Genomic DNA, 14,287 nt, shown 5'->3' with positions numbered 1-14,287 from the left:
GGGCGGGGGCCCTCGTAGTGGCCGGTGGGGCGCATGCGGAGCGGGTGCTCCTGGTACTCCTCCAGTGCGTGGGCGATCCAGCCCGCGGTGCGCGCGACGGCGAAGACGGTCTCCCCGGCCTCGGCGGGCATTCCGGTGGAGAGCGTCAGCACCGCCAGGGCCAGGTCCACGTTGGCGTGCGGTCCGCCGCGCCCGGCCGCCGTCGTGGCGACGAGCTCCCGGGCCGCGGCGAGTGCCGGAGCGGCTCCGGGGACGCCCTCCAGCCGCGCGAAGAGTGCCGTGGCCCGCGGGTCCTCGGCCGCGTAGAGCCGGTGCCCGAGCCCGGGGACCGGGCGGCCGGCCCGCAGGTGCTCGGCGACGACGGGTGCGGCCCCGCCGCGCTCCAGGACCTCGGCCAGCGTGCGGTGGGCGAGCCGCCCGGCGGCCCCGTGCAGCGGGCCCTCCAGGACGCCGAGCCCCGCGGACACGGCGGCGTACGGGTGGGCGCGCGCGGAGGCGGCGACCCGTACGGCGAGCGTCGAGGCGGCCAGGTCGTGGTCGATCAGCAGGGCGAGTGCCAGGTCGAGGGCGTCCAGGCCCGCGGGGTCGGGCTCGCGTGCGGTCAGGCGGGTCCACAGGCGCGCCGCGAGCGGGCCTTCCGGAGCGGACGCCGCCGCGCCGGCCGGCTGCGGCGCGCCGGCGGGCCGCGGCGCGGCGGGCGGGAGGGCGTCGACCAGGGTGGGGATCAGGCGCCGGGCGGAGCCGAGCACGGCCTCCTCCGACAGGTCGAAGCGCAGCGGGTCGGTCACCGCCGCGGCGGCGGTCGCGACGCGCAGCCTGTCTGCGGGCCCGCTGTGCTCGGGCAGGGCGGCGACGGCGCGGCGCGCGGCGGCGAGGGCCTCCGGCGGGGCCGTGAAGCGGGCGTTCCGGCGGAGGGTGCCGGTCCACAGCCACTCGGCGGCCTCCTCGTAGGAGTGGCGGGCGGCCAGCTCGGTGGCGTCCACGCCGCGGAACCAGTACCGCTCGGGCTCGATCAGGGTCAGCGAGGTCCGCACGACGGTCTCCCCGCCGACCGGCGGCGCCGCCTCCCGCCGGCTGCGCCGGGCCAGGGCCTCGACCTCGGCGGCGTCGAAGCTGCTGCCCCTGCCCGCCGCGTCGCGGCGGCTCGTGAGCTGGCCGCGGCTGACGTACGCGTACACGGTGGCCGGCTTCACGCCGAGGAGGCGTGCCGCCTCGCGGGTGGTGATCCGCCGTTCGCCCTGCGCCTCGCTCATGACGCACAGGGTACATATATTGATTCAATCAACGTTGACAGTGATTCAATCCATCATGGATGGTCGATGCATGAACACCACCGTCGATGTGCCCCGCGGTCTCGCGGGAGTCGTGGTCACCGAGACCGCCCTGGGCGATGTCCGCGGCCGCGAGGGCTTCTACCACTACCGCCAGTACTCGGCCGTCGAGCTCGCCGAACGGCGCAGCTTCGAGGACGTCTGGCACCTGATGTTCCGCGGCGAGCTGCCGGCCGACGCCGCCGGGCGGGCCGCCTTCGCCGCCGAGATCGCCCCCCTGCGCCGACTGTCGGCCGAGGTCGCCGGCGCCCTGCCCGCACTCGCCCGCGCCACCGCCGCCTCGGGCCCGCTCGCGGGGCTGCGCACCGCTCTCTCCCTGCTCGGCGCCTCCGCCGGCTTCCGCCCGCTCTACGACCTCGCTCCCGAGCGGCGCGCCGCCGACGCGCTGGCGGCCTGCGCCGCCGTACCGACCCTGCTCACGGCGCTGTACCGGCTCGGCCGGGGACTGGAGCCGGTCGCCCCGCGGGACGACCTGCCGTACGCCGCGAACTACCTGTACATGCTCACCGGGCAGGAGCCGGACCCGGCCGCGGCCCGCGCGATCGAGCAGTACCTCGTCTCCACCGTGGACCACGGCTTCAACGCCTCCACCTTCACCGCCCGGGTGATCGCCTCCACGGGCGCGGACGTCGCCGCCTGCCTCACCGGGGCGATCGGCGCGCTCTCCGGCCCCCTCCACGGCGGCGCCCCCAGCCGGGCCCTGGACACCCTCGACGCCATCGGCACCGCGGACCGCATCGAGCCGTGGATCCGCGAGCGGGTCCTCGCGGGCGACCGGATCATGGGCTTCGGCCACCCCGTCTACCGCACCGAGGACCCGCGCTCGCGCATGCTCCGCGGGATCGCCCTCGGCTTCGGCGGCCCGCTCGTCGACTTCGCCGTACAGGTGGAGAGCCACGTCGAGCGGATCCTCGCCGAGCTCAAGCCCGGCCGCGAGCTCCACACGAACGTCGAGTTCTACGCGGGCGTCGTCATGGAGCTGTGCGGGCTGCCGCGCGCGATGTTCACGCCGACGTTCTGCGCGGCCCGCGTGGTCGGCTGGAGTGCGAACGTGCTGGAGCAGGCGGCCGATTCGAAAATCATCCGTCCGGCGGCGCGCTACGCCGGGCCGACGCCGCCCCGGCCGGTTCCGGCCCCCGCCTGAGTACGATCGGCGGGGTGAACAGCAGGCAGCCCGACCGGTCCGACACCCGCACTCCGATCCCTGTCGTCGTCCTCGCCGGATTCCTCGGGTCCGGCAAGACGACGCTGCTCAACCACCTCCTCACCCACCGCGGCGGCACCCGCATCGGGGTCGTGGTCAACGACTTCGGCTCCATCGAGATCGACGCGATGTCGGTGGCCGGCCAGGTCGGCGACTCCATGGTCTCCCTCGGCGGCGGCTGCCTGTGCTGCGCGGTCGACGGCAGCGAGCTCGACGCCTACCTGGAGAAGCTCTCCGATCCCGTCCACCGGATCGACGTGATCGTCATCGAGGCGAGCGGCCTGGCCGAGCCGCAGGAGATGATCCGCATGCTCGCCGCCAGCGAGAACCCGGCCATCCGCTACGGCGGGCTGGTGGAGGTCGTGGACGCGGCCGAGTTCGACGCGACCCGCGCCCGGCACCCGGAGACCGACCGCCACCTCGCCGCCGCCGACCTGGTGGTGCTCAACAAGACCGACCGCGTCGACGCCGCGGAGCGCGCCCGCATCGAGGCCGAACTGGCCGCACTGTGCCCGGGGATCCCCCTGGTCGCCGCCGACCACGGGCGCATCGACCCCGAGCTGCTCTTCGACCGCCGCCCGTGGACCGAGACGCGGGGACAGCTGTCCTTCGAGGACCTGATCGCCGAGGCACGGGACGGCCGCGCGGACGGAAGCGGCCCCACCGACCACACGGGCCACGCGCACACGCAGTACGAGAGCACGGAGTTCGTCTCCGAACAGGCCCTCAGCCCCCGCCGGCTGATCGACTTCCTCGACCGGCGCCCCGCCGGCCTCTACCGGATCAAGGGCTTCGTGTACTTCGGCGTCCCCGGGCACGAGGAGCGCTACGAGGTCCACGCCGTCGGCCGGTTCCTGCGCTTCGCACCCGGACCCTGGGGGCGGGGCGAGCCCCGGCTGTCCCGCCTCGTCCTGATCGGGTCCGGCACCGACGGGGCCGCCCTGCTGCGGGAACTCGACGCCTGCCGCGAGCCGGCCCCGCAGAACGCCGGACCCGAGGCGATGTGGGGCATCCTCCGCTACGTCGCCCGCCCCGCCGGCCCCGGGCCGGAAGCGGACGTCCCCGCCGAAGACCCCCCGCCCACCGACCCCGAGGACGCCTCCGCTCCCGCGGAGGCGTGAGCCGTACGGGTCTCAGGCCACCTCGACGCCGTGGTCGGCGAGGAGGGCAGCGAGGCCGTCGCCGTAGCCCTTCCCGCCCGCCACGAAGTCCCAGTCGCCGTTGGTGCGGCGGCGGAAGGAGCCCAGGACCAGCGCGGTCTCGCCCGGGCGGCCGTCCGAGACGTCGAGACGGCCCAGCTCGGCGCCGCCGGCCGCGAGGAGGCGTATGCGGGCGCCGGTGAACCCCGTCAGATCGGCGTGCGGGTCGGCCTCCGGGTCGACCGCGGCGACGAGGACCAGCCGGTCCGCGGCCTGCGGCAGCCCGTCGAACGAGACGGCCAGGGCGGCCTTGTCCGGCGCCGTGTGCGGGTGGGCCCGCACCGCACCGTCGGGGGTGCGCGGGTTGTTGTAGAACACGAAGTGGTCCTCGCTCAGCACCCGGCTGCCCTGGCAGACCAGCGCGCACACGTCCAGGGCCACCGGGCCGGACCAGGACATCCCCAGGACGTTGTGGTCCGCCGGGGCTTCGGACCCCGCCTCGGGCCCGGACCCCGCCCCGGCCGCCCCGGGGCGTGCCGCCGGTGCCGCGGGTGCGGCCGCCGCCGGACCGTCGGCCGGGCCGAGCCGGCCGCGCAGCCCGTGCTGGTGCAGCAGCTCCACCAGGGCCGGCCCGGGAACCAACTCCAGCGGCTTGCCGTTGGCAAAGGTGTACGAACCCGGCCCGAAGGAGGCAGTCGTGACGAGCACGCCCTTGTTCGCCCCCTTGTCCTGCACCGTGCCGTACAGATCGCGCACGGCCGTCGGCGGCACCGTCCTGCGGTAGCGCTTGACCTGCACCACGATCCGGCCGCCCCGGATCGGGGCCGGGTCCAGCGCCTCCACGTCGACACCGCCGTCGTTCGACCGCTGCGTCGTCACCGCCTCCATGCCCATCGCCCGGAACAGCTCCGCGACCAGGTTCTCGAAGTCGATCGGGTCCATCGCGAACAGGTCCGGCTCGTCGTCGTCCGCGCCCCCGCCGTGGCTGACGACGCCGCCGCCGACCTCGTCGGGCCGGCGCCCGGGCCGGACCGCCGTGCGCTGGTCGGGGCGCGCCGACAGCTGCCCGCCGAGCCCCGACACCAGGCAGTCCACGGCGCTGACCTGCTCCAGCCGCAGCCCCGCGAAGGCGCTGCGCGCCGCGGAGACGGTGGCGAGCACGAACCGCGCCTCCCGGCCCGTCGCGGGGTCGTGGCAGTCGACGAAGCCGTTGACGGTGACGGAGTCCAGGGCGCCGAACTCGTCCGCGGCGTACAGCTCCCGCAGGACCAGCAGCATGCACTGCGCCAGCACGTCCCGGTACAGGGCCCGCCGCTCCGTCACCGGACGCGGCTTGACCTTGTCCTGGTCGGTGCTGGGCAGGTACTGCACCGCCCTGGCCTCGGGCACCACCGTGTAACCGGGCAGCTCCCAGTCCAGGACCAGCTCGCGCGCGGCGGGGTCGTAGGCGGCGGCCACCTGCCTGGGCAGCGCCTCGGGCCAGGCCGTGGAGGCGTACAGGGCGGCGGAGAAGTACTCGACCGCGGCCTCGGCGCTGCCCGCGCGCAGGGCGTCCGCCAGCTCGGCCAGCCCGCTGTTGTGCTCGCGGACCCCGGCGAGCTGCTCGGCCGCCCACCGGTCGTACTGCTGCCGGTACGCGGCGAGCTGCTGCTGCCGCCGGGCCTCCGCGGCGGTCGCGGCCTGCCAGGCCTCGGTGTACCGGGCGTGGGCGTCGCGCTCCGCCTGCGCCCGGTGCTGCGAGCCGAGGGTCCAGCCGCTGCTCTGCCGCCGGAAGTCCTCCAGGCGCGGGAGCGGTACGGGCTGGGCCAGCGCGCCGGGATCGAAGGGGGCCACCTGCTCGGGACGGACCAGCGAGGCCATCCGGAACGCCGGCGCGCGGCAGCCGGCGACCAGCAGCCCCTTGAGGGCGGCGACCTCGGCGTCGAGGGCGGCGGTGCGGCGCAGGGCCTCGGCCTCGCGGTACTGGCGGTGGCTGCGGTTCGCCTCCCGCTCGTAGACCCGCTGCCGGCGCTCGGCCTCCCGCTGCTGGACCAGCTGCGTCTGCTGCTGCCGCCGCTGGGCCTCGGCCCAGGTCCCGATCAATCCGCCCGACCGACGACTCATCAGCTGTGAACTCCCCCCACAACGCCCGTAGGGAAAACACTAGTCGGCAATCGGGTGGTACGTCCCCCGGCCCGTACCACCCGAATGCCGGCCTCCGTCCCCGGAAGGGACGGCCTACAGTGCGGAGCCCGCCACCACGGAGACCGCGGCCGGCAGGGCGGTGCCCGAGCCGTCGCGCCGCGGGTCGACGGCCGGCAGTGCGGCGGGGGCGCCGTTCGCCGCGGCCGCCCTCGCCGGGGCGTTGCCCGCCCAGGCGAAGGTCAGCAGCTCCTCGCCCTTGAGGAACCGCTGGCAGCGGACGCCGCCGGTGGCCCGGCCCTTGCGCGGGTACTGGTCGAACGGGGTCATCTTCCCGGACTGCACCGAGTCGTCGAGGGTGCCGCGGGAGCCGGCCACGGTGAGCACCAGTGCGTCCCGCGCCGGGTCCACCGCCGAGAAGTGGATCACCTTGGCTCCGGCGCCGAGCTTGATGCCGGCCATGCCGCCGGCCGGCCGCCCCTGCGGGCGCACCTGCGAGGCGGGATAGCGCAGCAGCTGGGCGTCGTCGGTGATGAAGACGAGGTCCTCCTCGCCGGTGCGCAGCTCGACCGCGCCGACGATCCGGTCGCCCTCCTTGAGGGTGATGACCTCCAGCTCGTCCTTGTTCGCCGGGTAGTCGGGCACGACGCGCTTGACCACGCCCTGCTCGGTGCCGAGCGCGAGCCCCTGGGAGGACTCGTCCAGGGAGGTCAGGCAGACGACCTGCTCGTCCGGGGCGAGCCCGGAGAGGAACTCCGACAGCGGCGCCCCGCCGGCCAGGTTCGGCGCGGCGTGCGTGTCGGGGAGCTGCGGCAGGTCGATCACCGCCAGCCGCAGCAGCCGGCCGTGCGAGGTGACCGCGCCGACGTCGCCGCGGGCCGTCGCCGCGACCTGGGAGACGATCAGGTCGTGCCGGGCGCGCGGGGCGCCCTCCTCCGCCACGACCGGATCCCCGGTCGCCGTGCGCGCCAGCAGGCCCGTCGAGGACAGCAGGACCCGGCACGGGTCGTCCGCGACCTCCAGCGGCACCGCCGCGACGGCGGTGCCCGCGGACTCCAGCAGGACCGTGCGGCGCTCGGTGCCGAACTTCTTGGCGACCGCCGCCAGCTCGGAGGAGACCAGCTTGCGCAGCTCCGCGTCCGATTCGAGGATCCGGGTCAGCTCCTCGATCTCGGTGGTGAGGCGGTCGCGCTCGGCCTCCAGTTCGATCCGGTCGAAGCGGGTGAGCCGGCGCAGCGGGGTGTCGAGGATGTACTGGGTCTGGACCTCGCTCAGCGAGAAGCGCTCCATGAGCCGCTCCTTCGCCTGCGCCGAGTTGTCGCTGTCCCGGATGATCCGGATGACCTCGTCGATGTCGAGGAGGGCGACCAGCAGGCCCTCCACGAGGTGGAGCCGGTCGCGCCGCTTGCCGCGGCGGAACTCGCTGCGCCGGCGCACCACGTCGAAGCGGTGGTCGAGGTAGACCTCCAGCAGCTCCTTCAGGCCCAGCGTCAGCGGCTGGCCGTCGACCAGGGCGACGTTGTTGATGCCGAAGGACTCCTCCATCGGCGTCAGCTTGTAGAGCTGCTCCAGGACGGCCTCCGGGTGGAAGCCGTTCTTGATCTCGATGACCAGGCGCAGGCCGTGCGAGCGGTCGGTGAGGTCCTTGACGTCGGCGATGCCCTGGAGCTTCTTCGCGCCCACCAGGTCCTTGATCTTCGCGACGACCTTCTCCGGGCCGACCGTGAAGGGGAGTTCGGTGACGACCAGGCCCTTGCGGCGGGCCGTCACGTTCTCCACGGAGACCGTCGCGCGGATCTTGAAGCTGCCGCGGCCGTTCTCGTACGCGTCCTTGATGCCCGACAGGCCCACGATCCGGCCGCCCGTGGGCAGGTCCGGGCCGGGGACGAAGCGCATCAGCGCCTCCAGGTCCGCCTGCGGGTAGCGGATCAGGTGGCGCGCGGCCGCGATGACCTCGCCCAGGTTGTGCGGCGGCATGTTCGTCGCCATGCCGACCGCGATCCCGGACGCGCCGTTGACCAGGAGGTTCGGGTAGGCGGCGGGGAGGGCGACCGGTTCGCGCTCCTGGCCGTCGTAGTTGGCCTGGAAGTCGACGGTGTCCTCGTCGATCGACTCCGTCATCAGTGACGTGGCGTCCGCCATGCGGCACTCGGTGTAGCGCATGGCGGCCGGCGGGTCGTCGTTGCCCAGCGAGCCGAAGTTGCCGTGCCCGTCGACCAGGGGGAGGCGCATCGAGAACGGCTGCGCCATGCGCACGAGGGCGTCGTAGATCGACGCGTCGCCGTGCGGGTGCAGCTTGCCCATGACCTCGCCGACGACGCGGGCGCACTTCACGTACCCGCGGTCGGGGCGCAGGCCCATCTCGCTCATCTGGTAGACGATGCGCCGGTGCACCGGCTTCATGCCGTCGCGGGCGTCGGGCAGGGCGCGGGAGTAGATCACCGAGTACGCGTACTCGAGGAAGGAGCCCTGCATTTCGTCGACGACGTCGATGTCGAGGATGTTCTCCTCGAAGTCCTCCGGCGGCGGGGTCTTCGTGCTGCGGCGGGCCATCGCTGCGCGGCTCCTTAACCAAGAAAAGGGATGTGCTGGGGGTCTGGCTGGGCGGTCTGGCTGGATCTGGTGGAAGGGGCTGACGGGGGTCGTCGCGGACCATTGTGTCCCGACGCACCGACAGGCCCGACTCCGACCCGGGTACCGGCCGGGAACTTCTCCGGCGCCCGGCGCGCTTGCATACAGTGGCAGGTCTGACGGAATTCTCTGCATCGCGATCGAAGGGACCACATGCCCATGGGTCACACGGCCACAGCCCAGGCCGGCTCCGGCGGCCTGACAGCGACCGAGCACCGGCTGGCCAACGGCCTGCGCGTGGTGCTCTCCGAGGACCACCTGACCCCGGTCGCGGCGGTCTGCCTGTGGTACGACGTCGGCTCGCGCCACGAAGTCAAGGGACGCACCGGCCTGGCTCACCTCTTCGAGCACCTGATGTTCCAGGGCTCCGCGAGCGTACCGGGGAACGGCCACTTCGAGCTCGTCCAGGGCGCCGGCGGCTCCCTCAACGGCACGACGAGCTTCGAGCGCACCAACTACTTCGAGACCATGCCGGCCCACCAGCTGGAGCTGGCGCTGTGGCTCGAAGCCGACCGGATGGGCTCGCTGCTGGCCGCCCTGGACGAGGAGTCCATGGAGAACCAGCGCGACGTCGTCAAGAACGAGCGCCGCCAGCGCTACGACAACGTCCCGTACGGCACCGCCTTCGAGCGGCTGACCGCCATGGCCTACCCCGAGCCCCACCCCTACCACCACACGCCGATCGGCTCGATGGCCGACCTGGACGCGGCCTCGCTGGAGGACGCGCGCGCGTTCTTCCGCACCTACTACGCGCCCAACAACGCGGTGCTGTCGGTCGTCGGCGACATCGACCCGGATCAGACGCTCGCCTGGATCGAGAAGTACTTCGGCACCATCCCCGCCCACGACGGCAAGCAGCCCCCGCGCGACGGCACGCTGCCCGACACCATGGGCGGCCAGCTCCGCGAGGAGATCACCGAGGACGTCCCGGCCCGCGCCCTGATGGCCGCCTACCGGCTGCCCCACGACGGCACCCGCGACTGCGACGCCGCCGACGTGGCGCTGACCGTCCTCGGCGGAGGCGAGTCCTCCCGCCTGCACAACCGCCTCGTCCGCCGCGACCAGACGGCCGTCGCGGCCAGCTTCGGCATGCTCCGCCTCGCCGGCGCCCCCTCGATGGGCTGGCTGGACGTGAAGACCTCCAGCGGCGTCGAGGTGCCCGCCATCGAGGCAGCCGTGGACGAGGAGCTCGCCCGGTTCGCCGCCGAGGGCCCCACGGCCGAGGAGATGGAGCGCGCCCAGGCCCAGCTGGAGCGCGAGTGGCTGGACCGGCTGGGCACCGTCGCCGGCCGGGCGGACGAACTGTGCCGCTTCGCGGTCCTCTTCGGCGACCCGCAGCTGGCACTGACCGCCGTGCAGCGCGTCCTCGACGTCACCGCCGAGGAGGTGCAGGCCGTCGCCGCGGCCCGGCTGCGCCCCGACAACCGCGCGGTGCTCGTCTACGAGCCCCTCGCCGCCGACGACTCCGACGCGAACGAGAACGAGAACGAGGGGGCGGAGCAGTGAGCGACACCGCAGCCGTCACGATGACCTTCCACCCGCGGCCCGCTGCCGGGCAGCCCAAGCCGTGGGCGTTCCCCGCCCCCGAGCGGAGCGCCCTCCCCAACGGCCTGACCGTGCTGCGCTGCCACCGGCCCGGCCAGCAGGTCATCGCGGTCGAGGTGAACCTCGCCGCACCGCTGGACGCCGAGCCGGAGGGGCTGGACGGCGTCGCCACCATCATGGCGCGCGCCCTGTCCGAGGGCACCGACAAGCACTCCGCCGAGGAGTTCGCCGCCGAGCTGGAGCGCTGCGGAGCCACCCTCGACGCGCACGCCGACCACCCCGGCCTGCGCGTCTCCCTGGAGGTGCCGGCCTCCCGGCTGGCCAAGGCCCTCGGCCTGCTCGCCGAGGCGCTGCGCGCGCCGGCCTTCGCCGACAGCGAGGTCGACCGCCTCGTCCGCAACCGCCTGGACGAGATCCCGCACGAGCTGGCCAACCCGCAGCGCCGCGCCGCCAAGGAGCTCTACCGGCAGCTCTTCCCGGCCTCCCTGCGCATGTCCCGCCCGCGCCAGGGCACCGAGGAGACCGTCGCCCGGATCGACTCCGCCGCCGTCCGCGCCTTCTACGAGGCGCACGTGCGCCCCGCGACGGCCACCGCGGTGATCGTCGGCGACCTGGCCGGCATCGACCTGGACGCCCTCCTGGCCGACACCCTGGGCGCCTGGACGGGCGACGCGGGCCAGGCCCGCCCCGTGCCCCCGGTCGAGTCCGACGACACCGGCCGCGTCGTCATCGTCGACCGGCCCGGCGCCGTCCAGACCCAGCTGCTGATCGGCCGCACCGGCCCCGACCGGCACGACCGGGTGTGGGCCGCGCAGGTGCTCGGCACGTACTGCCTGGGCGGCACCCTCACCTCGCGCCTGGACAAGGTGCTGCGCGAGGAGAAGGGGTACACGTACGGCGTGCGCGCCTTCGGCCAGGTGCTGCGCTCCACCGCCGACGGCCGGGGCGCCTCGATGCTCGCCATCAGCGGGTCGGTGGACACCCCCAACACCGGTGCGGCGCTGGAGGACCTCTGGAAGGTGCTGCGGACGCTGGCCGAGGGCGGTCTGACGGATGCCGAGCGGGACGTCGCGGTGCAGAACCTGGTGGGCGTGGCCCCGCTGAAGTTCGAGACGGCCGCGGCCGTCGCCGGCACCCTCGCCGACCAGGTCGAGCAGGAGCTCCCCGACGACTACCAGGCGCAGCTGTACGCCCGGCTGGCGGAGACGGGCACCGTCGAGGCCACCACGGCCGTGGTGCAGGCCTTCCCGGTGGACCGGCTGGTGACCGTGCTCGTCGGTGACGCCGCGCAGATCGAGGGCCCGGTGCGCGCGTTGGGCATCGGAGAGGTGACCGTCGTCGGCAACTGACGGGCAACTCCCCGAGGGCCCCGGCGGCTTGTCCGCCGGGGCCCTTTGTGTCCGGATTTGCTGCGGAGGTTGCCCGTATGCGGTGTGGCGTGCGCAACAAAAGGCCGTGACCATTTGGTGATTGACTGATGATCCGCCTAGCGTCGGCCGTGCTGTCCGTCAGTTGATACGCGCCGCACCCGCGGCACCGGGCAGCGATCGCCGAGTCCCCGTACGGCGCGAGCCAGGGGAGCCGGGGACCCACACGTCCCTTGGGGTGAATCGGGCCGCCTCGCAAGAGGTGCCCGTAGGAGACCTTCCTGCTCCGAACCCGTCAGCTAACCCGGTAGGCGAGAGGGAAGGAAAGGATCAGCCTCTCCATGGCCTTTGGCAGCCGTGCCGCCGGCAAGCACCGTGGTTCCAGCCGTCTGAGCCGCAAGACCGCCGGATACGCCGGCGTCGCCGCCCTCGCCACCACCGGCGTGGTGGGCACCCTCGCCGCCCCGGCCTTCGCCGCGTCGGACAAGGGCCCCTCCATGGAGGACACCGGTCTGAACGCGGTCGTCACCGCCGAGGACGTCGCCGGCCAGATCGAGGCCCAGGCCGACGCCCAGCGGGCCGCCGCCGAGGCCGCCGCCCTGAGGGCGCAGGCCGAGGCCGACGCGAAGGCGCGCGCCGCCGAGGCCAAGCAGAAGGCCGAGGCCAAGGCCAAGGCCGAGCGCGAGGCCGCCGAGCGCGCCGCCCGCGAGGAGGAGCGCAAGCGCCTCAACACCTTCGTCTCCCCGCTCGCCGGCTCCTACGTCAGCACCCAGTACCGCGCCGGCGGCGGCATGTGGTCCTCCGGCAGCCACACCGGCATCGACTTCCACGCCGACGAGGGCTCCGTCGTCCGCGCCGTCGGCGTCGGCACCGTCGTCGAGGCCGGCTGGGGCGGCGCCTACGGCAACAACGTCGTGATCCGGCACGCCGACGGCACCTACACCCAGTACGGCCACCTCAACTCGCTGAGCGTCTCGGTCGGCCAGCAGGTCACCCCGGGCCAGCAGATCGGCCTCTCCGGCTCCACCGGCAACTCCAGCGGCCCGCACCTGCACTTCGAGGCCCGCACCGGCGCCAAGTACGGCTCCGACATCGACCCGATCGCCTACCTGCGCAGCCACGGCGTCAGCCTCTGACCCGCGCAGCAGCCTTCCGCGAAGGCCCCGGCTCACCGAGCCGGGGCCTTCGCGCTGCCGCCCGCCGATTTCCGGCCGCCGCACACCGGCCGAAATACCGCCGATTTCCTGCCGCCCTCGGAAAACGGCGGGAATTGCCATAGAGTTTCCGTACGATCCGCGCGGCCGCGGCATCGGTGCCGGCAATCGGAAAAAAACAGGGCGGAGGTCCGGTCTTGCGTATTCCCGCGCACGCGGTGTGCACTGCGATCCGCGACGACATCGTCTCCGGGGCGTTCGAACCGGGCGCCAGGCTCACCGAGGAGCAGCTGGCCCGCCGGTACGGCGTCTCGCGCGTCCCGGTCCGCGAGGCGCTGCGGACCCTGGAGTCGGAGGGCTTCGTGACCAGCCGGCGGCACGCGGGCGCCTGCGTCGCCGAGCCGACCGAGCAGGAGGCCGCCGACCTCCTGGAGATGCGGATGCTGTTGGAGCCGCTCGCGGCCGCCAGGGCCGCGCGGCGGCGCACCGAGGGCCACCTGAAGGTGCTGCGCGGCCTGGTCAGGCTCGGCCAGGAAAGGGCCAGGGGCGGGCAGGGCGAGGACCTGCGGGCGCTGGGGAGCTGGTTCCACGAGACCCTCGCCCAGGCCTCCGCCAGCCCCGGGCTGATCGCCCTCCTCACGCAGATGCGCCACAAGGTCGCCTGGATGTACGCCGTGCAGGCGCCGGAGCGGCCCGTGGAGTGCTGGGCGGAGCACGGTGCCATCACGGACGCGGTGGCCCGGGGCGACGCGGAGCGGGCGCGGGCGCTGACCGCCGGCCACGCCGAACACACCGCGGGCGCCTACCGGCTGCGCGTGAGGACTTCGCAACCTGCCGTAAACACGGCGAGCCGCTCCTTTTAACGGCGGCGCCGTAGAAATACCGGTAAGAAAGCCGGGACCTCCGACGGGCCGCGCGTTTTCCGTGCCGCTTTTAGGTCGGAGATCGGGCTCCCTGCGCATTTCCGTGCATTCGGCGAAGCGTTTTTCCGCGCGCATTCCCGTATCCCGCCTCCCGTACCCCGATTCCGGTACGCGCGTGTGCGTATCCGCGAACGACGAAGCCGCGGCGCCCGAGCATCGGCGGCCGCGGCTTCGCGCGAACCGGGGTGGAACCCGAAGGGTCAGACGGTCTCCGGAAGCTCCTCGAGGCCCTCGGCGACCAGCTTCGCGAGGCGGTCCAGCGCCGCCTCCGCGCCCTCGGCGTCCGACGCGAGGACGATCTCCTCGCCGCCCTGGGCGCCCAGGCCCAGCACCGCGAGCATGGAGGCGGCGTTGACGGGGTTCCCGTCCGCCTTCGCGATGGTCACCGGGACGCCCGAAGCGGTCGTCGCCCGGACGAAGATCGAGGCGGGACGAGCGTGCAGGCCCTCGGCCCAGCCGACGTTGACGCGGCGCTCTGCCATGGTGATGCCCTTCAGGTTCTGACGGTTGTCTAGACCACTATCTCACGAGGTTTCCCGTGCCCGGACCGCCGCCGGCCCCGGTCTCTTCCGTCCGATCTACCCGGTATTGCCCCATTTCGCACCTCTCCGGCGGACCGCACCGCGCAGGAGCCCCCCCCCCCCCCCCCTACCCGGCCCCCCTCCCCTCGCCCTCCCGCCCGCCCCCCTCCCCCTCCCCCCCGCCGCCCCCCCCCCCCCCCCCCCCCCCCCCCCCCCCCCCCCCCCCCCCCCCCCCCCCCCCCCCCCCCCCCGCCCCCCCCCCCCCCCCCCCCCCCCCCCCCCCCCCCCCCCCCCCCCCCCCCCCCCCCCCCCCCCCCCCCCCCCCCCCCCCCCCCCCCCCCCCCCCCCCCC

10 protein-coding genes and 1 riboswitch are annotated in these 14,287 nt (G+C 74.2%); of the genes, 6 read left to right on the top strand and 4 right to left on the bottom strand.

Features of this window, described 5'->3' with window-relative positions; genetic code table 11:
- Positions 1 to 1,253 (bottom strand): citrate synthase (locus tag EF903_RS16770; protein WP_125544038.1); only part of this gene is annotated, 1,253 nt, incomplete at its 3' end.
- A 70-nt stretch (positions 1,254 to 1,323) separates the two neighbouring features.
- Here EF903_RS16770 and EF903_RS16765 point away from each other — a divergent pair.
- Positions 1,324 to 2,475 carry a citrate synthase gene (locus tag EF903_RS16765; protein ID WP_125544037.1) on the top strand — a complete coding sequence of 384 codons (1,152 nt, stop codon included), beginning with the start codon at positions 1,324 to 1,326 and terminating at the stop codon, positions 2,473 to 2,475.
- A 14-nt stretch (positions 2,476 to 2,489) separates the two neighbouring features.
- Entirely contained in the window at positions 2,490 to 3,656 is a 1,167-nt protein-coding gene (locus EF903_RS16760; RefSeq protein WP_185902694.1) for a GTP-binding protein, read from the top strand.
- Positions 3,657 to 3,668: 12 nt separating this feature from the next.
- Here EF903_RS16760 and EF903_RS16755 read toward each other — a convergent pair whose 3' ends face one another.
- A complete protein-coding gene (locus EF903_RS16755) occupies positions 3,669 to 5,777 on the bottom strand; it encodes a restriction endonuclease (RefSeq protein ID WP_185902693.1) in 2,109 nt (702 codons plus the stop codon).
- A gap of 114 nt (positions 5,778 to 5,891) precedes the next feature.
- Entirely contained in the window at positions 5,892 to 8,348 is a 2,457-nt protein-coding gene (locus EF903_RS16750; protein WP_125544036.1) for a DNA topoisomerase (ATP-hydrolyzing) subunit A, read from the bottom strand.
- A gap of 237 nt (positions 8,349 to 8,585) precedes the next feature.
- Between EF903_RS16750 and EF903_RS16745 the strand changes: the two genes are divergently transcribed.
- The 4 genes from EF903_RS16745 (at position 8,586) to EF903_RS16730 (ending at position 13,355) form a co-directional block, all read left to right on the top strand.
- A complete protein-coding gene (locus tag EF903_RS16745; RefSeq protein ID WP_185902692.1) occupies positions 8,586 to 9,932 on the top strand; it encodes a pitrilysin family protein in 1,347 nt (448 codons plus the stop codon).
- Between the two features lie 20 nt (positions 9,933 to 9,952).
- Positions 9,953 to 11,320 (top strand): pitrilysin family protein, encoded by a 1,368-nt coding sequence (locus EF903_RS16740; protein WP_125544039.1) that lies wholly within the window; start codon positions 9,953 to 9,955, stop codon positions 11,318 to 11,320.
- 189 nt (positions 11,321 to 11,509) lie between these two features.
- A riboswitch (cyclic di-AMP (ydaO/yuaA leader) is annotated at positions 11,510 to 11,667 on the top strand.
- Positions 11,668 to 11,679: 12 nt separating this feature from the next.
- On the top strand, positions 11,680 to 12,474 hold the full coding sequence (locus EF903_RS16735; protein ID WP_125544034.1) for a M23 family metallopeptidase: 795 nt from the start codon (positions 11,680 to 11,682) through the stop codon (positions 12,472 to 12,474).
- 215 nt (positions 12,475 to 12,689) lie between these two features.
- Positions 12,690 to 13,355, top strand: coding sequence for a GntR family transcriptional regulator (locus EF903_RS16730; RefSeq protein WP_125544033.1), 666 nt, complete (start codon positions 12,690 to 12,692; stop codon positions 13,353 to 13,355).
- A 260-nt stretch (positions 13,356 to 13,615) separates the two neighbouring features.
- Here EF903_RS16730 and EF903_RS16725 read toward each other — a convergent pair whose 3' ends face one another.
- Complete coding sequence (locus tag EF903_RS16725) at positions 13,616 to 13,897, bottom strand: HPr family phosphocarrier protein (protein ID WP_048477591.1); 282 nt, start codon at positions 13,895 to 13,897, stop codon at positions 13,616 to 13,618.
- Positions 13,898 to 14,287: the final 390 nt, after the last annotated feature.

It is taken from the genome of Streptomyces sp. WAC05292 (assembly GCF_003949955.1).
GTDB lineage: Bacteria > Actinomycetota > Actinomycetes > Streptomycetales > Streptomycetaceae > Streptomyces > Streptomyces globosus.
Note: the sequence above shows the minus strand (reverse complement) of the source record. Positions and strands in the feature narration are given on the sequence as shown.